19 protein-coding genes and 1 tRNA gene are annotated in these 25,587 nt (G+C 29.8%); 6 read left to right on the forward strand and 14 right to left on the reverse strand.

Annotation, left to right across the window (positions count from 1 at the left end; translation table 11 throughout):
• The first annotated feature begins 142 nt into the window (after nt 1-142).
• Nucleotides 143-415 (forward strand): HU family DNA-binding protein, encoded by a 273-nt coding sequence (locus B0I10_RS01105; RefSeq protein ID WP_112084759.1) that lies wholly within the window; start codon nt 143-145, stop codon nt 413-415.
• Between the two features lie 121 nt (nt 416-536).
• Nucleotides 537-1,097 carry a YqgE/AlgH family protein gene (locus B0I10_RS01110; RefSeq protein ID WP_112084760.1) on the forward strand — a complete coding sequence of 187 codons (561 nt, stop codon included), beginning with the start codon at nt 537-539 and terminating at the stop codon, nt 1,095-1,097.
• On the opposite strand, the gene B0I10_RS01115 is transcribed toward B0I10_RS01110, so the two are convergent.
• The gene (locus B0I10_RS01115) at nt 1,094-1,930 is read right to left on the reverse strand and encodes an aminotransferase class IV (protein WP_112084638.1); all 837 of its coding nucleotides are present in this window, start codon (nt 1,928-1,930) and stop codon (nt 1,094-1,096) included. The genes B0I10_RS01110 and B0I10_RS01115 overlap by 4 nt on opposite strands.
• A gap of 48 nt (nt 1,931-1,978) precedes the next feature.
• The gene (locus tag B0I10_RS01120; RefSeq protein WP_112084639.1) at nt 1,979-2,371 is read right to left on the reverse strand and encodes an START-like domain-containing protein; all 393 of its coding nucleotides are present in this window, start codon (nt 2,369-2,371) and stop codon (nt 1,979-1,981) included.
• Nucleotides 2,372-2,518: 147 nt separating this feature from the next.
• Here B0I10_RS01120 and B0I10_RS01125 point away from each other — a divergent pair.
• Both B0I10_RS01125 and B0I10_RS01130 read left to right on the forward strand, forming a co-directional pair.
• Nucleotides 2,519-2,592: transfer RNA gene (locus B0I10_RS01125), tRNA-Met, on the forward strand.
• A 54-nt stretch (nt 2,593-2,646) separates the two neighbouring features.
• The gene (locus tag B0I10_RS01130) at nt 2,647-3,996 is read left to right on the forward strand and encodes a tyrosine-type recombinase/integrase (protein ID WP_112084640.1); all 1,350 of its coding nucleotides are present in this window, start codon (nt 2,647-2,649) and stop codon (nt 3,994-3,996) included.
• On the opposite strand, the gene B0I10_RS01135 is transcribed toward B0I10_RS01130, so the two are convergent.
• Nucleotides 3,997-4,746 carry a response regulator gene (locus B0I10_RS01135; protein ID WP_112084641.1) on the reverse strand — a complete coding sequence of 250 codons (750 nt, stop codon included), beginning with the start codon at nt 4,744-4,746 and terminating at the stop codon, nt 3,997-3,999.
• Nucleotides 4,727-7,702, reverse strand: a complete 2,976-nt coding sequence (locus B0I10_RS01140) for a histidine kinase (RefSeq protein WP_112084642.1) — start codon at nt 7,700-7,702, stop codon at nt 4,727-4,729. The genes B0I10_RS01135 and B0I10_RS01140 overlap by 20 nt, the downstream gene beginning before the upstream one ends.
• Nucleotides 7,703-7,841: 139 nt before the next feature.
• Between B0I10_RS01140 and B0I10_RS01145 the strand changes: the two genes are divergently transcribed.
• Entirely contained in the window at nt 7,842-8,825 is a 984-nt protein-coding gene (locus tag B0I10_RS01145) for a right-handed parallel beta-helix repeat-containing protein (RefSeq protein WP_112084643.1), read from the forward strand.
• Nucleotides 8,826-8,829: 4 nt separating this feature from the next.
• The gene (locus B0I10_RS01150) at nt 8,830-12,960 is read left to right on the forward strand and encodes a T9SS sorting signal type C domain-containing protein (protein ID WP_112084644.1); all 4,131 of its coding nucleotides are present in this window, start codon (nt 8,830-8,832) and stop codon (nt 12,958-12,960) included.
• A gap of 93 nt (nt 12,961-13,053) precedes the next feature.
• On the opposite strand, the gene B0I10_RS01155 is transcribed toward B0I10_RS01150, so the two are convergent.
• From B0I10_RS01155 to B0I10_RS01200, 10 genes are all read right to left on the reverse strand, one after another.
• Nucleotides 13,054-13,608, reverse strand: coding sequence for a PD-(D/E)XK nuclease family protein (locus B0I10_RS01155; RefSeq protein ID WP_112084645.1), 555 nt, complete (start codon nt 13,606-13,608; stop codon nt 13,054-13,056).
• Between the two features lie 34 nt (nt 13,609-13,642).
• On the reverse strand, nt 13,643-14,335 hold the full coding sequence (locus tag B0I10_RS01160; RefSeq protein WP_112084646.1) for a M48 family metallopeptidase: 693 nt from the start codon (nt 14,333-14,335) through the stop codon (nt 13,643-13,645).
• A gap of 1 nt (nt 14,336) precedes the next feature.
• Nucleotides 14,337-17,498 (reverse strand): type I restriction endonuclease subunit R, encoded by a 3,162-nt coding sequence (locus tag B0I10_RS01165; protein WP_112084647.1) that lies wholly within the window; start codon nt 17,496-17,498, stop codon nt 14,337-14,339.
• 3 nt (nt 17,499-17,501) lie between these two features.
• Entirely contained in the window at nt 17,502-20,654 is a 3,153-nt protein-coding gene (locus B0I10_RS01170; RefSeq protein ID WP_181456866.1) for a helicase-related protein, read from the reverse strand.
• Between the two features lie 22 nt (nt 20,655-20,676).
• Nucleotides 20,677-21,768: a protein kinase domain-containing protein gene (locus B0I10_RS01175; RefSeq protein WP_112084649.1), complete on the reverse strand. Its 1,092-nt coding sequence runs from the start codon at nt 21,766-21,768 to the stop codon at nt 20,677-20,679.
• A 3-nt stretch (nt 21,769-21,771) separates the two neighbouring features.
• A complete protein-coding gene (locus B0I10_RS01180; RefSeq protein WP_112084650.1) occupies nt 21,772-22,191 on the reverse strand; it encodes a DUF3010 family protein in 420 nt (139 codons plus the stop codon).
• 23 nt (nt 22,192-22,214) lie between these two features.
• Nucleotides 22,215-22,937: a hypothetical protein gene (locus B0I10_RS01185; RefSeq protein WP_112084651.1), complete on the reverse strand. Its 723-nt coding sequence runs from the start codon at nt 22,935-22,937 to the stop codon at nt 22,215-22,217.
• A 17-nt stretch (nt 22,938-22,954) separates the two neighbouring features.
• On the reverse strand, nt 22,955-24,211 hold the full coding sequence (locus B0I10_RS01190; protein ID WP_112084652.1) for a restriction endonuclease subunit S: 1,257 nt from the start codon (nt 24,209-24,211) through the stop codon (nt 22,955-22,957).
• Nucleotides 24,189-24,377 (reverse strand): hypothetical protein, encoded by a 189-nt coding sequence (locus B0I10_RS01195; RefSeq protein WP_112084653.1) that lies wholly within the window; start codon nt 24,375-24,377, stop codon nt 24,189-24,191. The genes B0I10_RS01190 and B0I10_RS01195 overlap by 23 nt, the downstream gene beginning before the upstream one ends.
• A gap of 118 nt (nt 24,378-24,495) precedes the next feature.
• The gene (locus B0I10_RS01200; protein ID WP_112084654.1) at nt 24,496-25,584 is read right to left on the reverse strand and encodes a Fic family protein; all 1,089 of its coding nucleotides are present in this window, start codon (nt 25,582-25,584) and stop codon (nt 24,496-24,498) included.
• Nucleotides 25,585-25,587: the final 3 nt, after the last annotated feature.

Genomic DNA, 25,587 nt, shown 5'->3' on the forward strand with positions numbered 1-25,587 from the left:
AATTACATGGCTTTATCAACAATACAGCCCAAGTTATCAACAAATGTGACGAAAACTCACGAAAACACTTGTACAGTAAGGAAATCCTATTAAATTTGTTACAATTAACTTTATGTTTAACCAACAATTAATAACTATTATTATGAACAAATCAGAATTAATCGATGCTATTGCTGCAGACGCAGGTATCACTAAAGCAGCTGCTAAATTGGCTTTAGAATCATTTTTAGGAAACGTAGGTGCTACTTTGAAAAAAGGTGGAAGAGTTTCTTTAGTAGGTTTCGGATCATGGTCAGTATCTAAAAGAGCTGCAAGAGATGGTAGAAACCCACAAACAGGAAAAACTATCAAAATTGCTGCAAAGAATGTTGTTAAATTCAAAGCAGGTGCAGAATTAGAAGGTACTGTAAACTAGTCTAATCGATTTGATATAAAGAAAAGTCTTCCATTTTGGAAGACTTTTTTTTATAGTTTTTTTTGAAATTGTTGTGTATTTAAAAATAAAATTGTTAAATTTAACTAAAAATTGCAAGGATATGATTTCAGAAAAACTTAAAAAAGGTCATTTACTCATTGCAGAACCATCTATTTTAGGTGATTTGTCCTTTAATAGATCCGTAATATTACTGGCCGATCACAACAATGAAGGGTCGGTTGGATTTATTTTAAACAAACCGTTAGAATACACTTTGATGGATTTAGTTCCAGAAATTGAATCGTCTTTCACCATATACAACGGAGGTCCTGTTGAACAAGATAATTTATATTTTATTCACTGCATTCCAGATTTAATTCCGGATAGCGTTGAAATTTCGAACGGAATTTACTGGGGCGGTGATTTTGAAAAAACACGCGACTTGATCAATAGTGGAAAAATCAACAAAGATAATATTCGCTTTTTCTTGGGATACACCGGCTGGGATGCCAATCAATTAGAAACCGAAATGAATTCTAATTCCTGGATTTTAATTGAAAATAGCTATAAACAAAACATTCTTCAAAAATCATCCTCTAATTTTTGGAAAGAAAAAATCATGGAATTAGGTGGCGAATACCTAATTTGGTCAAACGCACCTGAAAATCCAATGTTGAATTAATTGATTTCAGCCAATTGATTAACTTTTTCCAATAAAATTTTTGACCAGTTTATGGCAAAATCTTTTTTGCGGTATTTTGTAATGGGTTGGACCCCCAAAATTATGTTGGTTATAAAAAGTTCATCGGCTTTTTGTAAATCAAAAGGAGAAATAGGCTCTTCGGAAACTTCTAAACCTTCCACTTTTTTCGCGAGTGCCAAAACTTGTTTACGCATAATTCCATTCAAACAACCTTCAGAAAGTGGCGGAGTGATCAATCGGTTTCCGATAATCATAAATAAATTTCCATTCAATGCCTCTACTACGTTTTTTTCTTCATTGAGTAAAAGACAGTTTTGATAACCGTTTTCATCGGCAAAAATACTTCCTACTGTATTGATTAATCTGTTGGTAGATTTGATAGTTGAAAGTAATTGTTTTGTAATATAGAAATCTTTGTACAATTCAACTTCATATGATTCTTCCTTAAAGGAATAAGGCTTATTTTCCAGTTTTGATGCAGTAATAAGAAACGATACATTTCTATCGGTTGGTAAATAAAATCCACCGTCATTTCGAAAAACGGTGAAACGAACACGACCGGCAGCTGAACAAAAATTTTTAGAAGTCAATTCTAAAATTTGTTCTTCTAAATTTTCTAACGTAAAGTTCATTGGGATTTGCATCCGAATAATCCGCATTGAGGCCATTAATCGAAAGTAATGATCTTCCATGAACAAAACCTTACCATTTACTACTTTAAGTGTTTCAAATACAGCATCACCGTAGAGAAAAGCACGGTTCTGACTTAACACTGACTCGTGTTCTACTAAATTTCCGTTGAGATTAACCATAAAAAAAGCCCTGATTTTACAGGGCAAATATACGTTTATTCCAGTTAATTACACCGAACCAATAACGTGCTTTAAATCAGATATTTGGTTTTCCCATAATAATTTTGACTCATTTAATTCGTCTTCAAAAGCAAAATCAACCACGACCAAAGAAACATCTTTAGTGATTTCGTCTTCCATAATTCGCAATTCAAAAAAATAATCAGTGTCTTTATCTTGATCATCCAACCACTTAAATTTAATTCGCTCATTTGTTTTTTTGGAAGCTAATCGTGCTTTTTCCATCGTATCATTCCAAATGAAAGTAAAAAATTCGCCTCTGGAATTCACATTATCAGCAAACCACTCAGACAAACCCGAAGGAGTTGAAATGTATTGATAAAGCAATTGAGGTGATGAGTTTAAAGGAAACTCTATTTCGTAGCGTACTTTTGTGTCCATTCTTACTATTTCGTGGCAATATATTGAATATTACTTCAAAAAAAAAGCGTTTTTTAAAATAAAAATATTTTATCATTTTATGTTTGCAAGGTTTACTATTATTTATATATTTGCACCCGCATTACCGGCGTGGTAATTCATGAAATTGGCGAGATAGCTCAGTTGGTTAGAGCGTTGGATTCATAACCCAAAGGTCCCGAGTTCAAATCTCGGTCTCGCTACAAGGATTATTACTTTGAAATTAAACGGATTAAGAACCTTAATCCGTTTTTTTTATGTCTTCAATTTTATTACTTTTACAGACAGTACACCAAAACGTACACCAAATCGAAATGAAACCTAACTTTTCTAAACCTCTGATTTACACTGGCGGTCAAGATATTAATCAATGGAACAAACTGTCCAAAAAGGAAAAAGAAGTAGCACTTTCCAAAGATTGGTATGTATATTTTAAGTTTAGAAATCCAGAAACCGGAAAGTTAGTTCGACAAGCAAATATCAAAGCAGGTGCAAATAGAATAAAAACAAAAGAAGAAAGATATAAATTTCTCTCTGATGTAAGAGACAACCTAGAACTGCTATTAAAAATGGGTTTTAATCCATATGATGAAAACAAACAATTAGAGGAAAAATTAACTCAAAACAAAACTAAATCGGATAACAAAAACGAGAGCTTAGCAACCCAGATTACCATTTCAATTGAAAAGGAAAACGTTGAATCTGTTTTATCTATTCAGAATGCGTTTAATTATGTATTAAACATTAAAGAGAAAACGTGGTCAAAAAGTTCATATCCTGTATTTAAATCAAGAGTAAATCGTTTTTTAATATGGCTTGATGGATATAAAAAAGATTACTCAAAGCAACCTATTACTGAATTAGATAAAAACACAGTTATTATCTATCTTAATGAAGTACTTGAAAAAACAAGTGCATCAAATAGAAACAATACACGAGCAGATTTAAGTGCATTATTTCAAACTCTTGTAGATGATGATATAATAACAGAAAATTTCATAAAAAACATTTCTGTTACCAAATCAAAACCACAAAGAAACAAATCATACAGCTCAAAACAAGAATCAGATCTTCTTGAATACTTAGAAAAAAATGATCCTATTTTACTTTTGTTCATTCAATTTATAACTTATAATTTCTTGAGACCAATTGAGGTTTGTAGATTAAAAGTTGGCGATCTCAATTTAAAAGATAAAACGCTAACAGTAGACGCAAAAAATAAACTCGGTAAAACTAAATTGATTCCTCAAAAATTAATTGATTTATTGCCTGATTTAAGCTTAAAAAACCATGATGATTTAGTATTTACACCCACTGAATTTGGAGGTAAATGGGAAACACTAGAGACAAACCGTAGAGATTATTTCACCAAAAAATTTAAGGAAATTAAAGATGAATTTAAATTAGACAAAAACTATGGTTTGTATAGTTTCAGACATACCTCAATTTCAAATCTGTACAGAGAATTAAGTAAAACATTAACTCCTTTTGAAACGAAAAGTAGATTAATGCAAATTACTGGACACCAAACAATGGATGCGTTAGAGAAGTATCTTCGTGATATCGATGCTGCTTTGCCGGAGGATTATTCAAGTTTATTGAAGTAATTATTTACTTTTAAGTATTTCTAATTCTAAAATTTTCCATTTATCTTTAGTTACTTCAACTTTTATTGATTGATTTAACCATATGTATGGTTTTTGAATTTTTGAAATGTAATTTATATTGACCAAAGTATCTCTAGCATTTGCAAATAAGAAATTAATTCCATACTTCAATGCAATCATTTCGCAAATTTCCCAGCTTGCTTTAAATTCAAATATATCATGATTTGAACAATGAATAAATTTATTTCTAGGATTAGCTCTTGATTGTGATATACATACGATTTGATTAGCATCAATTTTTAATTTTTGTTTTTCTATGGTTGTAATCCATAATTCTTTATTCTGATGTTTTAATTGATTTTCGGCCTCTTCAATGTAAGAACTCAAATTTTCAGTTAAATCTTCAAAAATCGGTTTAACCAAATATTTATTCACTTTGTATTTATTTACAATATCTACAGGAATTTGAGGATTATCATTTTGATATCCAGTAAAATAAATGATGTAAGGTTTATATTTCTCAATTTTATTTATTTTTTCTAACAAAGTAAAAGTATTGCCTCCAATGACTTCCCAATCTAAAAAAAGCAAACTTGGTTTCTTATCTTCAATTTTTAATATCGCATCATTTAAAGTTGTTTCGGAACCTATGCAATTCCAATTTTCAAATTGATTCATTCGCTTAACAATACTTTGATTTGCGTGTAAATCATCTTCCACTACTATATAACTAAAATTTGATTTTAGCATAATCTATCTCTTTTTTAAGTTTAATTTTTACAATTGTGCCCATTTCAGTAGTATTATCTTCAATATGAAATTGAATTGCTTTAGAATCGTATTGATTAATTATGTCAATCATTTCAAAAATTGTTTTCAATCCATTTCCATTTTTTTTATAACTGTTTATTTCAGATGCAATTTTTCTGCCTACACCATTATCCACTATTGTTATCAAGTAGTAATTATTATTTTCATCTAAATTGAATTTCAATACATAACTTCCTGCTTCTTTGTTCCTTAATCCATGTAATAAAGCATTTTCTATTGGTATCTGTATTAATCCAACCGGAACTTTAATCTTATCATTAATCTTCTCTATCCCTTCTATTATTACTTTAAGATTTGGAATAAATAATAACTTTTGAATTTCAATGATATTTTCTACTAATTTCCATTCATTTTTAAAAGAATGAACAAAATCATTACTTTGTGTAAATCCATACAAAATATTAATACTTTCTCCCAATCTACTTATTACTTTTTCCGCATGTGGCATATTTTCCATTTGAGAGCCTATACTATTTAATGCATTTAACATAAAATGAGGCCGAAATTGATTGCTTAAGCTAGCTAAATTAAGTTGAGATAATTTCTTTTTTGTTTGCTCTATTTCATTTTTCTTTTTAAAATAAAAAACAATAAATCCGATAGGTATTAATGAAATTAATATCCAAAACCACCATTTTTGCCATAAGAACTTATTTATTACAATAGGATATTTGAATACTCCATAAGATCCATCCTGTTGGCAAACTCTAATTAAAAAATCATAATCCCCAGGATTTAAATTTGCAAAATGAAACTTAGTTTGAAGGTTTGGATTTTCAAAAATTGGATTTTCTCCTTTTTTTACTAAAGTGGCATTAATATACCTTGGTAAATTATCAGTAGTTTGATAAACTATCTCAATGTCAAAACTATTTTCAGTGGGTTTGAATTCTATGGATTTGTTCGATACATATTTTTTTTCTAGACTATCCTTTTTTATTAATACATCTGGCTTTATTTTGAAGGTTGGAAAGGTTAGCCATTTTTTAATATCCCATTGGTAAACCATTTCAGTAGAAGCAAACCAAATATCACCATTTCTTTTATCCGTGAAAATTGTATTTTGCTCTGTAAATCCTGACAAGTTAATCTCTAATGGATTTAGATATCTCACAAAAACTTTTTTTGTATGATACCATTTTTTTAAATCAAAAAGTAAAATTCTATCTTGACCTCCTATAATTAAATAACTTTTCCATTGATGCAGAAAAGTTACTTCATTTGAATTTTCTAGCAATGGGTGATTAATGGTTTTGAAGTTTTTAGCATCAAGATCTGTTTTAGATTTTCCGTCATAAAAAGCTAAACCACCTTTACTAAGACCAAACCACATTGTATTATTAGTATCTTTTATTATCGACATCGAACCAAAGTCAATTTCTTTATTTTCTACTAACCAAGTTTTTGCTTTTTGCTTTTCAGGATTATAAACTGAAATACCATTTACGATGTGCCCTGTCCAAATATTGCCAAATTTATCTTCACAAATAGTCAAGATGTTATATAGCGATAACCCGTTTTTATGATTAACTATTTTCCAATTAATCCTTTCATTCTTTTCTAAATTAGAGATATTTGTAAACCACAATCCTTTACCAGTTGAACCCAAATAAAGTTTATTATTGCTAGTTTTATAAGCATAGAAAAAAGTTGAAGAATCGGCTATTTTTCTATAATTATTTTCATTTGTAAAGAGTAAAGCACCTTTTTCTGATTCAGCAAATAATAGCATTTTATCTTCATGAGCTAGACCGCCATTCATAAACATAAATTCGTTGATGTCACTTTGCGTCACTTTATTATCATCTATTGTTGACAAATATCCTTGATAACTTCCTGCCCAAATTTTACCTTTATTATCCTGCAATAAAGAAAAAACAGCAGTACTATTGGAATTATTAAACAGCCGAGGATATTTTTTTATATGCGGAAAAAAACGCAAAAAAGAGGTATTCGTGGTTGAGTAGAAACTATTTGTTTCTTTATTATAAGAACTCCAAAAATTACTAGAATTGAATGATGTAGTAATCAATGGACTTAATTTATTATTCGAAAACACATCAAAATTAGTAAAAGTACTCTTTTTATTGATAAATATATTTTCCTCAAATGAGGAAATAAAAGGCAATTTATAGTTTGAATTTAGATAAAAAATGTTTCCATCTTGACAATAAAAAAAAGAATTGCTTTCAAAAATACCTGTAAAATTATCATAATTAGTAAGATTAGTAATTTCATGTAATTTAGCCGATTTCTTGAATATATGCTTTTTAATAACCTTAAGTTTACTATTTGAATAGCAAGAAATTATTGCTGTGTTTTCAACATATTCTACAATATATACTTGTTTATTTATAAAAAGTTGTCTTGAATACCTATGATGGTCTTTTTTAATTTTTAATAAATCATAAACTTTATTTCCGTCAAATTTTCTAAGTATTAGATCACCTTTATTATAATTTGTTAAAAAAAACAACTCATCATTTAATACACCATAGCTTAAAGAAAAATCATTTTGAGAATTCAATTTAACCTTTTTTATGATTTTATTATTTTTTACAAGAATAATTTCATGGCTACCACAATAATACTCTGAACCATTTTTTAATTTGAAATATCCAATAAGTATTAAGTTTTTTTCTTCAATTCCCGGCAATGCTTTTGTGATTGCTGTATTGCTTATTTTATATATGTGACCAGAATATTCTGAAACTACTAATTCACCATTATTTTGAGGAAACAAATAACCATTAATATTATTTAATGTAACACCATAATTGTATTTATCGTAAACAAAATAATTGCTTTCAGAGATTGGAATTTCTTGAGTAAATAATTTAATAGTAAAAAATAACGCTAGTATACTTTTCTTCATGAGACAAAAATATATTTTTTTATGCTTTGATTTTCAGTCAATTTCCGTTTCAAGTCGTTTTTTGGCGGTTTCGTGTTAACAAATTTTTATGTTAATTTTTTTTGTAGGAAGTTTGAGAGAATTTAAATAACATATCGTCATGAAAAAGCTTATAACACTTTTAACAATTCTATTTATCTCATCAACTTTTGCGCAACAACGACTTATAGCCATAAAAGGTGCAGTAACAGATACAATTGCAAATACTTTAGAACAAGCTATTGAAATTGCCCAAACTGGAGATAAAATATATTTGCCAGGAGGGTATTTCACTCATACACCAGTAATAACTAAACAAGTTCATATCATAGGAACTGGTTTTCAAGATGGACAGAATGTTACAGGAAAGACAACAATAAGTGGTAATCTTACTTTAGGAGCAGGTGCAAATGGCTCTACTTTTGAAGGATTTTACTTGACAGAATATTTTATTCCAACTGTAGCTATAGAAAATATTACAATTAAAAGATGCAATATGCTTGGAGTTCCTCCCTATTACAGTACAATTAACAATTCATATTTTATAAATTGTGTTGTAAGAGAAAATTTGCATTTAGGTACTTATGAATTAGGACAAGGTAATTATGTTTTAAATTCAATTGTTCCATATATAGCTTATACTAAAAACTCAACCATTAAAAACTGCATTATTTCAAATTCTATTGGTGCTTTAGACAATGTGACAGTTCAAGATAATATTTTTGGAAAAACATCAGATTGTCTTTTATTATCTGTAAGTTCAAACATTACTTTTGTAAATAATATAATTCCACAGACCTGTCTAACTGGATATAGTGATAGTGGTATTATTTCAGAAGCCAATTTAATTGGATTCGGAACTATTAATACACTTTTTGTAAATGCAACTGATTTTAGTTTTAATCCTTTATTTAATTTTCAATTATTACCTTCTATTTTAGCAACATCTCCAAATGCAGCTAGTTGTGGAATTTTTAGTGGTGATTACCCTTGGAAAGTTGGCTCTTTACCAATAATTCCGAACATCGAACAAAACAACAGCTATCTAGATGCTCAAAACCAAACTTTTAAACTGAATGTAAAAGTAGTTCCACAAACACATTAAGAATATGAAAAAAATATTCTTTTTATCAATATTACTACTTTACCAAATTGGGCATTCACAACAAATAATTGAGGCTCAATATTGGTTTGGTGATAATTTTGCAGGCAGAGTTCCTACTTTAGTTACTACCAATTTCTACAATGAAATTATTTTTGACATCGCTTTTCCTGATAATGGCACAAACGAACTTGACGACTTCTTTCATTGTCGATTTAGAGATAATGCCGGCAATTGGAGTGCTATCTACACACAAAATTTGGTAACAGAAAACACTGTTGTTAACAATGAAATTAAAGTTCAATATTGGTTTGATGATAATTTTAATCCAACCAATACGCTACAATTGTTGACAACTGTGGCAAATGGAAATCTACAAAATAGCATCCCAATTATTTGGGAAAACAATGCTCAAAAAATTCATTATCGGTTCAAAAGTGCATATAATCAATGGACAAGTATTCAAACCAATTCATTGAACAACATAAATCTTGAAAATAATCAAATAGTTAAAGTAGAATATTGGTTTGGAAATGATTTTAGTAGTCCACCAGCTTCACAAACTGTTACCACAAATGCTAACAATGAGATAAATTTAGAATTAAATTATCCTATTAGTGACACTTCGCAAACTGACATAATGGTTAATTATCGTTTTCAAGATGCAATTGGAAATTGGAGTGTAATTCAATCAACAAATATTGATGAAATAGAAAATCGCAATAATAAAATAGTTGAACTAGAATGGTGGCTAAATGACGATTTTGCTAATAGAACACCTATGCCGGTGGAACAAACAGGAGAGGCATTTCTTGATATTAGAGATTTAACATTAATTCCAAACATTCAAAATACCATATATGTTCGCTACAAAGATAAAATGAACCGCTGGAGTAGTATTTTTTCATTTTTTCCTACTGAACCGGGAATTACAGTATTGGTTCATGGGTTTCAGGCATTTGGAGAATTAACTGATTCAACAGAAGATTTTAAAAAAATGGGAGCAGAAATTATCAAACGTGCTGGTGGCGGTGTTATGTTTAAAAATAACCCAGATAATGGGCAAATTGAATTTGTTGATAATAATTCTACTGATTGGGGTTATCCTTTGAACAATAAAAAAGAAATAGTATTAGTTTATGATTGGAGAGATTTGTCAAATAATTTAGTAGTTAATGTCGATTTTGGAAGCAATGGATATTTGGAATCGGCAGCTGATAATTTATTAGCCACTATAGTAAATGTTCCTAGTGCTCTATGGGGTGAAGCAGCTCTATTAACAAAAGAACAACTTCTAGCAAAACCAAAACATTTTATTGCACATAGCAGAGGAAACATACTTACACTTCAATTTTTACATCGTTTAGCCACTTATTTTCCTGAAGTTAAAGTTAATCAATTTACTTTACTAGATCCACATCCTGCGACATCTTTCGGAGATATTCAGCAAGAGCCAAACTCATCATGGACAACAACGTCACCTCCAAATTTACCATGTGTTAATGGACAAGGTTTAGCTTGTACACTGATAGGTGGATGTTACTACGTTAGTTCGGACACCTCCATAAAAATTCCAACTAATGTAATATCAGCTGATAATTATTTTAGAAGAGACGAGTATTATGAAGGCACACTTGATGCATTTTCGTTTGATGGTATACCTGTAGATAATTTAGGATTACTTAATAGAGAATTAAACAATACTGTCTTAGGTGTTGGTGCTCCTGGTATTGGAGGTACGCATTCTGCAGTCCGCTTATGGTATAGGGGTACAATAAATAGAAATGAAAATGTAGCATATCCAACAACACATCAATTTGGTGCTGAAACAATTATTGATATTACTGCTGAAGAAAATACAACTAAATGGTACTTACCAAACATAACAAGCACAATTATTAACAACGATTTTATGCAATATGAAAATAGATTCACTACAGGATTCAATCGCAGTAGAATTGGTGGTGGAGAACCTATTCCTGAAATTCCAAATAGTGATAAAGAATCTTTAACAGATATGAATAGAAGTATTGCCTTGCGTTATGGTCTGACGCTTTCTGAATATCCTAATGGTGTTGCACTTCATACAGTTTTTGGTGGCTATTTTGATAATGAGAATGATGCTGGTTGGAATAAGAATGGTGGATTTAGCATTGATGTTGATATAGATAATGGGAAAGCTGAAATAGCGGCTGAACTTTTTCCAACAATTAATCCAAGAGTTTCAAAATTAAGACATAGCTTGATGTATTTTCCTCAGAATTATAACTTTTTAAAAATAAATGTTTACGAAGCAGCAACGCTTTTAAGTATAAATCAACCATCTTTAAAAGTAACTTTCTTTAATCACGAAAATGTTCCAATAGGATTGCCAGTATCAATTGAATTGTATCAATCAGATAGCGAGCAATACATACCTTTACCAAATAATTTAGTTGGAAATGTAGGAACTTTTCAAATTGAATATGATACAAATACACAAGGTTCATTCAAGGTTGATGAAATCAAGTTGACAGAATTTGGACCAAATGGTTATTGTAATGATACTACCATTTGGGCATCAACCGCAGAAAATCCTAACGGTGAATGGACAAACGGTAAGCCCGTGTATGGCAGTAATGTAATTATTTCGCATAACTATACTACTACAAACGATAATGTTTCAGATGATGACAATATTGATGAACCAAACAAAACTCTTGAAGGTTGTGTTTTAACAGTAAATAATAGTGCCAATGTAATAATTGGAAGTGGATTTAACGTAAAACTTAACGGTGCAATAAAAGTAAATTCCGGAACTTTTACACTAAATAACAATGCCAGTTTAATTCAAAATTCTACCGAATTTCCTAATGTTGGTAATATAGTTGTAAAAAGAAATTCTAATGAATTGATGCGATTAGACTATACTATGTGGTCATCGCCTGTAGAAGCACAAAATTTACTCACTTTTTCACCAAATACAGTGACCAATAGATTTTACACCTACAATCCCAACACTAATATCTATGAAGTAATAAATCCTTCATCTTCTAACTTTGCTGATGCCAACGGTTATTTAATTAGAATACCAAACAATCATCCAACAGTTCCCACTATTTGGAACGGAGAATTTGAAGGAGTTCCACACAATGGTAGATTCGATTTAGACGTAACAGATGGAACTTATAATGCTATTGGAAATCCTTATCCATCGCCTATCAATGCCGATTTGTTTATCGAAGAAAACAATTTAACTGAAGCAATTTATTTTTGGAGAAAAACAAATAATTCAAACAACCCATCTTACGCAACCTATACCTATATGGGAGGCACAGGCACAAAAGCGAATGCTTTAGGTGGTTCAGATATTGTGCCTAATGGTATTATTCAAACGGGACAAGGTTTTATTGCTAAAGCAACTTCAAATAGATTAACATTTAAAAATTCAATGCGTGTTGCCGATAGTTTAAATCAATTTTTCAGATTAGCTGATCAAAAAAGTCGAATATGGCTTAATTTGACAAATAATGACGGTTTCTTTTGTCAAACCATGATTGCCTATTCATCAAATGCAACAAACGAATTTGACCCAGCAATAGACGGTCATTTTCTTCAAGAGGAACCTACTAAAATTAGTTCTTTGATTGACGAAGAGGAATTTGTCATTCAAGGAAGATCTCCTTTTGAAGTATCAGACATTGTACCTTTAGGATTTAAAAGTGAAATTGCAGGAAATTACACCATTGAAATTGATAATGTTGATGGATTATTTTCTGATGGTCAAATGATTTATCTTAAAGACAATTTGCTAAACATAGAACATAATTTATCCAACGAATCATATAGCTTTAATACTGATTCCGGTTTGTTCAACTCGAGATTTGAAATAGTTTATCAACCTACTTTATCAACTCAAAATCCAACTATTTTAAACAATATAATTATTTATAAACAAAATCAAGCCATTGTTATTGATTCTGATAATGTAGATATCAAAAGTATTGCAATATATGATTTAAAAGGCAGACTTTTATTTGAAAAGAAAAACGTTAATGAAAAAAATATAAAGATAAATCTTGAAACTGCTAAACAAGTTTTAATAGTTAAGATTTTTACTCAAGATGAATTAACTACCACAAAAAAAATTATTAATTAATAAATTAAAATTATTAAAGTAGCCTAAAGTCACTTTTACCAGTGTGGTTTACATAATTTTTAAACAGTATTTTATTTTAAATTTTATTATTTACTACCAATTAAACCAAAATTCATCAAACAAATGATTTTTGGTTTTTTTATTTGGTAAAGCATCTTTTAATTCTTCTAAATTTAAATACATATATCCTAATTCTTCACATTTTGCCTTCTCACTAGTTTTATTACCAATTTCGTAATCAGGTCTTAAAAATATAAATTCAAACTTTCTATCATCATCTTTATAATATTCCAACGCAATTTCTTTATAGTTTTCAAGTTGACCATTTCGTATGGAAGAATACATTTTATTTTCAATTATCATTGCAGCTTTTTGTTCAATTCCATCAACCTCAATTGTCAATTCAACCCACAAATCAATATTTGAATGTTGCTTCCAAACTTTAATATTTTTAAATATTGATTCATTAGAAATACTAAAATTTAATAGTAGCTTTTGTAAAATCAACTTAGAATAATTGTATACAATTTCATTCTCTTTTTTGTAAACAATATCTGCACATCTAAAAGTCCATGATAAGAAAAAATCAATTGTTTCTTCATATTTCATGGATTCTGAATCATCCATAAAAAACTTTGGTAATCCCATTATTTTACTGTTTTACAAATTACTGCTTCTAATTTCACCCAAACTCCTCCAACTTCCGCTTCCACTTCTCCCACATCGGACATTCTTTGGCCTGCAAATCAAAAAACTTTTGATTGTGGTTAAGATGTACCAAATGACATAGTTCGTGGATGATTACATACTCAAGGCAACCCTTCGGAGTTTTTATCAACTCCGGATTCAAAATAATTTTGCCATTTGGGGTGCAACTCCCCCATCTGGTTTTCATTTCTTGAATATAAATACCTTTTGGTTCTACATTATATTTTTTGAACTTTTCAATTATTGGAGTGGCTATTTCATCAAATTTTTGCTTGGCTTTTTGTCTGTACCAATCGTTTAGCAATTGCTTTGCGTTGGATTTATTTTTGGTTGCAATTTGAATAAATCTCCCTTTATAGCTTACTTCATTTTTATCACTCTCAATCACTTCAATTCGGTATTGTCTTCCCAAATAAAAATGAGATTCACCGGTAACATATTTCTTTTGATTCGGTTTTGGATGAAAGGTTAGGAAATAATTTTGTTGCTTTATGATCCACGGAGCACGTTTCCGAATTTTCTCTTCTATAGTTCCAACATGCGTATTTATTGGGGCTTTTACAATCACTTCCATCTCGGGATTGACTGTAATACCTAATGTCTTACGATTTGTATACAAAAGTGTATACAAAATCTTCTTAGATCCAAAATTTATGTAATACACCATTTTACTTATAAATTAACTTGGCGATTTCTATACACTTTTCTGCAATTTCATCTGCTTCCTCAATAGAAATTCTTAACTCGTCAATTAAATACTCTCCAATATAAAAAGTCATTTTTCGGATGATGTCCGGTTTAGTTGACCAATCTACAATTAAAAATTGTTTTACAATTTTGTCTACTTCTATTGCAAACGGAATAGCTTTTTCGCCTGCAATTTTTTTATTTGATTTTGCAAGCCTAAAAAATGGTATCGTTTTTTCATTTTGCAAAATAGCTTCCGGTATGTCATCCGATTTTTTTGTAATAGCCTGATCTCTTAATTCTTTTAATCTATTGATTGCAACTATTTCAGAAATTCGCATCGCTCTTAAATCTGAAATGGTTTCCTGAATTAGTTCGGATAATCTTTTATAAAAAATCGGATCTTCATCCATTCGTTCATTAATGTGTCTTGCCGTTCTGCTTGCAATAGTTTCTGCTTTTGCCCTTGTACCTACAACTTTTTCAAGCTCTTCTTCGAATTTCTTAGTATCTAAGATGGAAACTTGCTCCGTTAATCGAATTATTTCTTCAGTAGTTACATGCTGATCTAACAATTTTTGCAATTGTTTTTCATATCTCTTGAAATCAACTGAGTCCGAATAGGTATTGACAACTGAATTACGTAATTCAGTATAAAATTTAAGATGTCTTACATATAATTCTTTCGTTTTTTCGGGAGTGTTGTTTTCAAATTCAATGGATGACAATGCCATTTTTAAACATTTTGCAAACGAAGAGAATTTTTGATAGAACTCTACTCTAATCGCTTCATCTGTTAACACATCGGAATAACTAACAATATCGAATTTGTTTTTTACATGTTTAAAAAGATTGTTCAAATCGGAATGCAATTGCGGCAGGTTTGCAATCTCTTTTTTGATGTCGGTAAACGTACCCATTAAATCAGCTTCATCAAACTCAGTAAAATCTGAATAAGCATTCATCGCTTCATCTAATTCACTTATAATTCCCTCATAATCGATAATAAAGCCATAATCTTTTCCAGTCATAACTCGATTAACTCTTGCAATCGCTTGCAAAAGTGTATGATCTCTTAGTTTTCTGCACACATACATTACAACGACACTTGGAACGTCAAATCCAGTAAGCAATTTGTCAACTACTATGAGTAATTCCGGATATTCTGTTTTCTTAAATTGACCAATTAAAAATTCGTCAAATCCTTTGCCATATTTAACTTCCATTTGTTTCCAAAAGGCAACTACTTCATTGGTTGGTTCACCATGAATATCGTCATTTCCTTCTCTTGTATCCGGTGATGACATAATTACTTCCGTAGAAACTTTACCAATTAAATCAAATGCTTTTTTGTATTTAACTGCTGTGGCTTTGTCCGGAGTGACAACCATACCTTTGAAACCGCTTCTTTCTCCACTTTTATCTACACCCCAATTATGCGTAAAATGATCTGATATATCTCTTGCAATTTCATCAATTCGTTGTTCTGTTTTTGCAATAAGATTGGCTTTGCTGAACTTTCGTTTTAAATCAGCTTTTTGATACTCTTCCAAAGGTTCTGAAACGCTATCAAATCCCCTGTCAAGTGCTTTCTGATTAACATTTTGCACCGCATGTCTTCCTTCATAAATAATGGGTACAATTGCACCATCTTCAACGGCTTGCAAAATGGTATATGCATCAATAATTCCACCGAATTTTTGAGCTGTGTTTTTTTCCTTTTTCATTAAGGGAGTTCCAGTAAAAGCCAAAAAACAAGCATTTGGCAAAACCTTCTCCATTTTCACATTGAATGTTCCGTATTGAGTACGATGCCCTTCATCAATTAAAACAAAAATATTATTGCTTTGCAAAGGGGTTGAGCTAAGTTGATTAACAGCAGCTTCAAACTTATTGATGATTGTTGTTACCACAGCATCACTTTTACTTTGCAATAACTCAACTAATTGATTTCCGGTTTTTGCATTGTGTACTGGTACATCTACATTTTTAAAAGTGTCTGTTATCTGGTTATCTAAATCTGTTCTATCCGTTACCAGAATAATTTTAGGATTTCTTACAGTCAAATAAATTTTCTTTGCAAGCATTGCCATTGTGAGTGATTTACCGCTGCCTTGTGTATGCCATACTACTCCGCCTTCTCTCTTACCTTCATCAATTACTTGAATTCTTTTGATGATTTTCTCAATTGCAAAAAATTGCTGATAACGTGCAATTTTTTTAAAAGAGCCACCTTCAAACAAAATATAGTCCTTAACTAATTGCAAAAGTCTTTCGGGACGACACAACCAATAAAGGTATCGATCTTGTTCACTAACAGAAATAGTTTCTAACTCCTTTTGTTCAATAATTTGCTGTTCCCAAATTTTTCTATTTTGAAAAAGTTTTTGCTTTTGTTCCGTTGTTAGCGGTAGGTTGACTAAATCAAAAATGTGTTGTTCTGTTTCTTCTTTACCTTCTTTCCATGAAGCCCAAAATTCTTCTTTGGTATCTGTAGTTGCATATTTAGCTTGAAAGCAAGCAAGACTTATGAGTAATTGACTGTAAATGTAAAGATGTCTAATTCCATCCTCTTTTTGGTTTCTGGTATGTTGAGAAATGGCTTCTGTCAAAGGTTCTTTGATGTCCGGTCGTTTGCATTCTATAATACACAATGGAATACCATTAACAAAAAGAACTATATCCGGTCTGTAATGGTCTTTGCTCCCCACCCGCATCACACTGTATTCCTCCGTCACATGAAATACATTGTTGTGTATATTTTTCCAATCGATGTATTGCAATGTAAAACTCTTCTTGTCTCCATCAATGCTTTGTTCAAGTGCTTTACCCAGTGTAATGATTTCAAACGCTTTTTTGGAGGTTGCAATATATCCTTCATTCATTGGAATATCTTTGAGTGCCTGAATACCATTCTCGATATTGGCATCACTAAAAAAAGCCATTTTAGATGAACTTACCTGAATACTATTGATTTCATGTAATTGCTTTCTTAAAATAGGTTCCAAAATAACTTGACCTGTTTTATTGCTCCGAAGTTCTTCAGCTTCTTGCGGTGATAGATACGTATAACCTAACTTTTGCAACAATTGCAATGCCGGTATTTGTGATATTTGGTCTTCTTTGAAGGAGGGTGTGTTCATGATTTATACTTTAATTCCCAAAAAATAATCTTCAATAAAATCCCATCTTTGATCAGAAGATAATTCCGAAGAGAAAAATTCTTCCATCAATGCAACACCTGATAAATGTCTATTTCTTACATCTGCTAACAATAAGTTTTGATAATTACTATTTATTACCTGTCTCAATCTAAAAGGATCATTTATACGGACAAATATTTTAGGATTCTCACCTCCCGAAACTGTATAAGTACCAAGTTCAAAAACCTCTAAAATTTGCCCTACTTTAGAGTATACAATTTTTTGTGCTGAATCTCTTGATAAATATTTTGTTATTTCTCTTCCTGATTGAAATTGTGTATTAATTGTTCTTCTAATATTTGAAACAATTGAAATGACAGCTCCATCTACAACTCTGTATTTAATTTCTATATCAAATTTCTTTGATTGCAAAAAGTTGGCATTTTCTGCAACCTGTCTCATTGTTAAATTTAGTAAATTTTCTCTTTGGCTAAACATTGGTAAAACATAATCAGAAATTCTTTCAGCTACTTGTTTCTCCATACCTAATCTCAAAAGTGAAAATTTGAACTGTTCATTTGTAAAAAAACCTTGCTGATTAGTCAAAGCTATAGATATCTTATTAAAATTATCTTGCAATGCAGACTGAGTATCAGCTAGAGAACCATTAAGAACTATATTAATCCTTAATTTGGGTTCAAGTTTAAAATTTTCAAACAATGTTCCTTTAAAGAAATCTCTTTTTATTATTGCAAAAGATTTTTCTCTGAAATTTCGTTCCCATATCTTATCTAATTCTAAAATTACAATTGATTTATTATGCTGCTTTAATCCTTGATAATTTATTAATGTAAAACAATCTTCGTCTAATAAATTTTTAATTTCCTGTAGTTGATCATCTTCAATACTAGCATAAACTGTGGCAAACAAATTTTTAGGTCTAGCAATTATTACTGGAATACGATTATACTTAATATTTAAATCTTTTTCTATGAGCATCAAGGCATTTTTTAATGCATTTTGTAATAGCTCTCCTCCTTCTGCTGAAAAAATATGAGCAAAATCATCTGCGTTGATCAATTGGTTTTGCTTGCCTGATTCTTCATAAAATCGATATAATCTCCGCATAACTTCACGAAGCTGCCAATCAAAAGTTCTATTTAAGCCATGCAAGACATTGATAAACTGAAAGTCTCTAGAACTAAAATCAACAGAAGCAATCCCATGCAAATCTTTTTTCCGTGCTAAACGACCAATTTCTTGTATATAATCGGTTAATAGTCCTGTCGGTGCTAAATGATATACTTGAGTAATATCGCTAACGTCAATTCCCATACCAAAAGCTTTTGTTGCTACCATTGTTATGCTCTCGTTAGATTTAAACTCTTCATAAGAATTTTCACGAATTGCTTGCGGTAAGCCGCTATGAAAAGGAAAAACTATTATTTGATTTTCTAAAGCTTTACTACTTAATTGATCTACTTGAGAGGTATACGGACAGTATACTATTGTTTTCCTTTTATTCTCTTCAAAATCTCTAACTCTTTGAATTGCCAAATTAATTTTTTGAGTTTGCAAATTACCTTCAATAGTAACATGGTTAATTTGAAAAGTTATATCTTCTCTTCGAGAATAACCTATATATTTTTTTGCATAATGCATTTGCAAACTCTTTAAAGTTTCAAAAACTACATCATGGGCATTACCATAAGGAGCAGTTGCAGTTACTGCAACAACAACAAACTTTAAATTTTTACCATTTTCATCTTTAGCGTATTTTCTAACTTTACTAATATGATAACCTAAATACCAATAATCAACTCTAAAATCCCTTCCCCAAGTTGTAACTGTATGTGCTTCATCAACAATATATAAACCTAATTTCCGATTACCTAAAAAGTAACTAATATCGTAAGATAGTAGCAATTCTGGTGCTAAATAAACAATGTCTATTGCTCCACTGTGGATGTCATTCAATATTTCATCTCTTTCAACAACTGTTATATCCGAATTAATGAATGCAACTTTATTATAATTAGCTTTTTCTTTTAGCTGATTTACTTGATCAACCATAAGAGCTTTTAGTGGTGTGACTACAATACTTACCGTTTTATATCTTTCACCTAAATAAATTGCGGGCAATTGAAACAATAAAGACTTACCTGCACCTGTTGGAGCTGTTAAAAAAATATCTTGAATGTTTTTATTTCTAATATTACCATTTTCAAATTCGTCTATTATCGATTCAACTACCTCTGCTTGACTAATTTCAATAGTTTCTTTTGAAATATCGGGATCTGAATATATTTTCAAAGTTCTAAACTCATCAGAATTCCAGTATTTCTTAAGGATTTCGTTCAATTCTGGTCTTGTTGCCTTTGAAAGATCAAAAACTATTCTTTTTAAGTAGTATTTAACTCCAAGCTTATCAAAAAAATCTAATATATAAGATAATTGTTCATGTGCCTTCAAATCGGTTCTTAGAACATTATCTACTAAAACAGTAACCTCTGAAAGTCCATTATCAATAATATCATTGACTTGTTTTACATATTCTCTTGTCTCGAAATTGAATACAAAATCATTTGTCTTTATATCATTTTCTACAATTTTATTTATTGAATTGTAATCCCATTCTTTTGGGGAAAAGATTTCTATAAAATTTGAGTTCTTCAATAATTCTCCGTCAGAATATTGAACAAAAGTATTTCCATCCAATACTATAGAAGAAGCAAAAATTTCATTATAATCTTCATCTTCTATCTCTTCACCTTGTTCATTTATATCTTCAATATTTTGAATGTCACATTTCAAGTTGTTAGGAGTAAATTCAAAAACGCTAAAATCAATAATTTTAATTTCTGATTCTATACCTATTTCTTTTGCTAACTTATAACCTAAAATTAGTGATTCGTAAGAAATAATTCTTGCATCATCCTCTGATGATGAAAGTTCATTTAATAAATGAAGCTTGGATTTCTTAGAAAATAAAATTTTATCATCAATCTTATCATTTACCCAAAATGGAAAATCAATATATTTTTCTTTTAATTCATTTGGGATATCACATAGCTTAATTCCTTTAAATGAAATTATTGAATTAGGAGTTGAATATTCTTCAAATTTTTTTCTTACAAGTGTTGCTATCTTTGACATTTGATATATTTTCATTAAAAAATTATTTTCTCAAGCTATTAATCTTATCTATTTGAGTTTGCAAATCATTTGAAAAATCTCCAAATCTTCTCCAAGAAGCACCTAATTTTTCTGTTGAAAATTTATTTTTTGATTCAACAATTCTATATTGTCCTCCTGAAATTTTTGTTGCATTAAATAAACCTTTTTCAAATTTCCAATTAGTTAATTTCCTCTGAACCTTCATCAAATCATTTAGAAACTCACTTGTATTCGAATACCGAATTTTTAAATTAGTATGAGTTGCTTTTTTTATAATATTGATTATTGGTTTGTTTATATATTGAGGTAATGAATCATATCTTAAAAGTTTGTCTTTTAATACTAATCCGAAAATTACTTTATCAATGTAAACCGACTCTTCATATGCTCCTGAAATTGATTTCAATTTTTCCAATTCTTTTGGTTTTAGCCATTCTGCATAGGTATCAGGGAAAAACCCACCTAAAATTTGAAACATTGTAACTCCAACTTGATATATATCAGATTGTGTAGTATAATTTTCACCTTTAATTATCTCTGGTGGCATATAAAGTGTTGTTGTCCTCGAACCAGCAATTTTACCAATAGAATTAAAGTGTTTGATTGAACCAAAATCTGCAATCAAAGGTTCTCCGGTTGTTTCATTGATTAAAATATTTTTAGGTTTTATATCACGATGTAAGATCTGAACTTTTTCTTTATGAAGTTCTCCTAATCCAACCAAAATTCCATGAATAATATTTAAAGATTTTTTTAAATCAAGTTTACCTGCTTTATAATATTTTTCCAAATCTCCGCCATCAATCTCATCTGTCATGAAATAATTATGATACAAACCTATTTTTTTTGCGTCTCTAACTTTCAAAATATTTGGATGATCTAATTTTGACAAAATTTTAGGTTCATTATGAGTAGTATCTTTTGTGCTACCATAATATATTTTTAAAGCTATTCTTCTTTCAAATATTTTGTGTTCACCAAAAAAAATATCACAATTTCCTCCTTCTTGAGAAACTCTATCAATATTAAAATCTTTTTGATCATTTAAGAATTGTTCAACTTCTGGATCGAGTCCTAATTCTGAAATATTCATAAACTAATTTGTCTTAATATGATGAAATGCAAACTTTAATGCTTCAAGATTGTATCCATAATTTGGTTTTAACTCCAAATTGTTTTTCTTGTAAAATGCTGCAATTGTGTTTGGGCTGATAATACTTATTTTACAATCGTTATAAATTTGTATTATTCCTTCAATTTTAAAAGAAATTGGGGAGGGAGCCTGAAGTCCTTTCCCTTTTGGGTTTCTATACTTTACAATAATCTCATCAGGTGATAAATTATCAAAAGTTGCAAAAAGTGTATTTTTAAATAAAATCACATTATCTGAAATTTCATCATCCAACAATTCTATTGGCTTATAATTCCCAGTATAATCAATTATTTTATCATCTTTTTTTTCAAGAGCAACAATTCTAACTTCTCTTCCTTTTATTTCAATTCCTAAAACTTTCATATATAAATTTATTTAAGTTATTTTTACTTCCATAACTCCGGTTTCAACCACTTTGCAAGTGTTGATTCTTCAAACTTTATTTTAAAACCCTTTTGATCAATTCTTTTAATACAATCTATATAATCCTCACTTTCCAATAGTGGATTCACATGTATAACAAAATCAATATCATTAGGATTACCAATATTAATATTAACTCCAAGATTATTGGTTTCATTTTTTAAAGTAATATCAAAACGATATTCCCTTTCATATGCAAAAACATATTCTTTTCTAAATGCTGTATATGAAACCGTTTTTGATTCTAACTTTTTATTACTTGCTCCAATCAAATTTAAATACCTAACTCTTCCATGAACAAGTCTTGAAATAGATGACAAAGAAGTTAATGCTTGTTTATTTAAAATTAACATTTTAATCAAATCTTCTCTGTTAAATCTTAAAGCATACTTTCTTCTGTCTTTATCTGTTTTAGCGTATGTATCCCAAAATGCTAATGTTTCTATATTGCCCTCATGAAAACAGCTTATTAGGTGTCTTCGCTTTCTGGCTTCAATTTCTTTGAAGTCTGGCGGAGATTTGATTAAATCTTTAATCATTACGCATTCCATCCTGTCTCCAAACTTATCCGATCTGGAAAACCAAATATTTCCAGTGTCTAAAAATTTTTTCAAATTTTCTTCTGAAAGAAACTTATATAAATATTTACTATTTATATCATCTATGTTATATGAAATCCAATTCATATTATTAATTTTAATCTTTAAAACTTCAACCTCTTTTTCCCAGTCAACAAAACCTGCATCAACCCTTTTTTCTGTTCTTTGAGTTGTTCTAGTTTCTTTTTTAATAATTGTAATTCATCATCGGCACATTGCAATACTTTGGCAATGGCAGTTTGTTCTGCTATTGATGGTAAATTTATTTTCATCAAGGAATATTCTTGGCTATTTATTCCTGGCTGTCCACTTCTCATACTTACAGATGTTACCCAATCCCAATAAAGCTTTGTTTTAGTAAAAGACCATATAAAATAAGAATCAGCTTTTTTAGGATCAATTTTAAATCTAATTAAAAATCCAGCAAATACTAATTCTCCATCATTTTCATTATACAGGTAAGATTTACCAACAGTTGCTCCTGTTCTAGCAAAAACTAAGTCATTTGTATTTAAATAAAAATTCTTAGACTTTTTATCATCAACAGACTTTTTCTTTTCTGTACTAAAATTACCATCATCATCAATATCTGTAATTCGTATATAAGCTGGTAATTTATCATCAAATTCTACTGCTGCAGCATTAATTCCATATTCTCCTTTATTTTTTGAAATCTCTCCTAACCTCACTTCCTTCCACTCCCCACTAAACCCCTTTAACCTCTTTTTACCGGACAATAACTGCTGCATTAATGCTTTTTTAGCCAGCTCTTTTTGAGCAATTAATGCGTTTTGTTTTTCAATTGCTTTATCCCATGTGGAGAGGCAATTGGCTATGGCCGTTTGTTCTGGGAAAGGTGGGATTGGAACTGAAATTGAATTAATAATATTCAAATTCAAACCACCTCTTCCTCCATCACCAGTAGATAATTGCCGTAGTTCAAAATACCTGTAATCTAAATTATGATATAAATAATCTTCATAAAATTCTTTTGATGGTAAAATAGCAGCAACTGATTGATTAGTGCATAATTCTACCATATTCATTGCAACAGTTCCCCTTGTTTTACCTTGACCTGCCAAACCTATCAATACACAATTAGAAGGAATTACTTTTGTACTAGAATTTTTTAATCCATCTACTGTAATTCTACCTTTGACATCATAAATTCTTTTAAAATTTAAATCTCCAGAACTCATCCATTTTATATCACCATTCCAATATTCTAATTTGTGAGTTGATGGAGTTCCACCAGCAGTTGTTTTAGCTATTTTTCCAATCTTCTTTACTTCCCAATCCTTCGGAATTAGACCTAAAGGTGAGTTTTTGTAGCTGGTCTTATGTTGTGTTGTTGTGTTCATTTATTTTTAATTTACTTATGGCTTTCAATTCTAATAGCATACCATCAGAACCAGTTAAATTATCTATATCTTTTTCTTCTTTATTTATATCTTCTAAAAACTCAACTTTTCTATATCTATTTTTTAAATATGTATAGAAATCTTTTTCATCTATATATATGTACATTAATATGTATATAAATACATACTTTTATGTACATATACATTCATATATGTATATTTATATACATTTTCTATACATATCATATTTAATGTGTATAGAAAACACCTATTTTCTATACACATTAGTTTTCTCTTTTATTATTAGCATTACTTAATAATGTATAAAGAGCAGTATTAATATAATAAATATCTCTACCTAATTTATGTTTATCTAATAATCCAATCCTAACTAATTCATTTAAATAACGAGTGGCTGTAATACGACTTACATTTAATTCATTTTTTACAAATTCAATTTTAGTGTAAGGATGTCTAAAAAGGTTATTTAATAAATCTTGACTATAAATTTTAGGCAATTCTATTCTCATTTTCTTTTTAAAACTGAGCATTTCGTTTTTTATACCATCAATTAATAAAATAGTTTGCTTTGAAGTTTGTTCAACACCTTCAAGCATAAATAGAATCCAATCTTCCCAATTATCAACTTCTCGAACTTCTTGAAGCAAACGGTAATAGGTAGCTTTGTTTTCATTAATATACCTACTCAAATAAAGTATTGGTATTTTTAAAAGATCTTGTTTTACTAGATAAAGAATATTTATAATACGTCCGGTTCTACCATTTCCGTCATAAAATGGGTGAATACTTTCAAATTGATGATGAATAATTGCCATCTTTACCAATGGATCCAAATCACTCATATCATCATTATTTATAAATATTTCCAGATTCTGCATTAAATTGACAATTTCTTCGGGGTGTTGTGGTGGAGTATAAACTACTTCACCCGTTTGATCATTCTTCAAAGAAGTGCCGGGCAATTTCCTAAAACCTGCTTTATTTTCCTCAAGCTCTGACTGCATTTCAAGGATATAAGAATTAATTAAAAGTTTATTTTTTTTCACTTTTGCAAAACCCGATTGCAAGGCTTTGGCATAATTATAAACTTCTTTTGCTGCTAAAGTTTTAAAATCATGAGTCAAGAAATCACTTTGAAAAAGCTCATCGTGTGTTGTAACAATGTTTTCAATTGCAGAACTATCTTTGGCTTCTTGCAAAGACAAAGTATTAATCAAAATACTTTCGTTAGGTATTGCGTTAGCAGCACCTTTCAACTCAGCTAATGCTTGATGTGCTTTAGCAGCTTTCTTTAAAATAGTTTTGTTTTCAACATCACGTTGCAATGGTAAAAGTGAAATAGTTGGTTTCATACG

Origin of the sequence: Flavobacterium lacus (genome assembly GCF_003268815.1) — a bacterium.
GTDB lineage: Bacteria > Bacteroidota > Bacteroidia > Flavobacteriales > Flavobacteriaceae > Flavobacterium > Flavobacterium lacus.

Coding starts and splice junctions, on each gene's coding strand:
- B0I10_RS01130 (WP_112084640.1), top strand. CDS start 2,647: ATGTCTTCAATTTTATTACTTTTACAGACAGTACACCAAAACGTACAC.
- B0I10_RS01145 (WP_112084643.1), top strand. CDS start 7,842: ATGAAAAAGCTTATAACACTTTTAACAATTCTATTTATCTCATCAACT.
- B0I10_RS01190 (WP_112084652.1), bottom strand. CDS start 24,211: ATGAACACAACAACACAACATAAGACCAGCTACAAAAACTCACCTTTA.
- B0I10_RS01115 (WP_112084638.1), bottom strand. CDS start 1,930: ATGGTTAATCTCAACGGAAATTTAGTAGAACACGAGTCAGTGTTAAGT.
- B0I10_RS01165 (WP_112084647.1), bottom strand. CDS start 17,498: ATGAACACACCCTCCTTCAAAGAAGACCAAATATCACAAATACCGGCA.
- B0I10_RS01135 (WP_112084641.1), bottom strand. CDS start 4,746: ATGCTAAAATCAAATTTTAGTTATATAGTAGTGGAAGATGATTTACAC.
- B0I10_RS01195 (WP_112084653.1), bottom strand. CDS start 24,377: ATGTACATATATATAGATGAAAAAGATTTCTATACATATTTAAAAAAT.
- B0I10_RS01200 (WP_112084654.1), bottom strand. CDS start 25,584: ATGAAACCAACTATTTCACTTTTACCATTGCAACGTGATGTTGAAAAC.
- B0I10_RS01160 (WP_112084646.1), bottom strand. CDS start 14,335: ATGGTGTATTACATAAATTTTGGATCTAAGAAGATTTTGTATACACTT.
- B0I10_RS01105 (WP_112084759.1), top strand. CDS start 143: ATGAACAAATCAGAATTAATCGATGCTATTGCTGCAGACGCAGGTATC.
- B0I10_RS01120 (WP_112084639.1), bottom strand. CDS start 2,371: ATGGACACAAAAGTACGCTACGAAATAGAGTTTCCTTTAAACTCATCA.
- B0I10_RS01155 (WP_112084645.1), bottom strand. CDS start 13,608: ATGGGATTACCAAAGTTTTTTATGGATGATTCAGAATCCATGAAATAT.
- B0I10_RS01180 (WP_112084650.1), bottom strand. CDS start 22,191: ATGAAAGTTTTAGGAATTGAAATAAAAGGAAGAGAAGTTAGAATTGTT.
- B0I10_RS01110 (WP_112084760.1), top strand. CDS start 537: ATGATTTCAGAAAAACTTAAAAAAGGTCATTTACTCATTGCAGAACCA.
- B0I10_RS01150 (WP_112084644.1), top strand. CDS start 8,830: ATGAAAAAAATATTCTTTTTATCAATATTACTACTTTACCAAATTGGG.
- B0I10_RS01140 (WP_112084642.1), bottom strand. CDS start 7,702: ATGAAGAAAAGTATACTAGCGTTATTTTTTACTATTAAATTATTTACT.
- B0I10_RS01170 (WP_181456866.1), bottom strand. CDS start 20,654: ATGTCAAAGATAGCAACACTTGTAAGAAAAAAATTTGAAGAATATTCA.
- B0I10_RS01175 (WP_112084649.1), bottom strand. CDS start 21,768: ATGAATATTTCAGAATTAGGACTCGATCCAGAAGTTGAACAATTCTTA.
- B0I10_RS01185 (WP_112084651.1), bottom strand. CDS start 22,937: ATGAATTGGATTTCATATAACATAGATGATATAAATAGTAAATATTTA.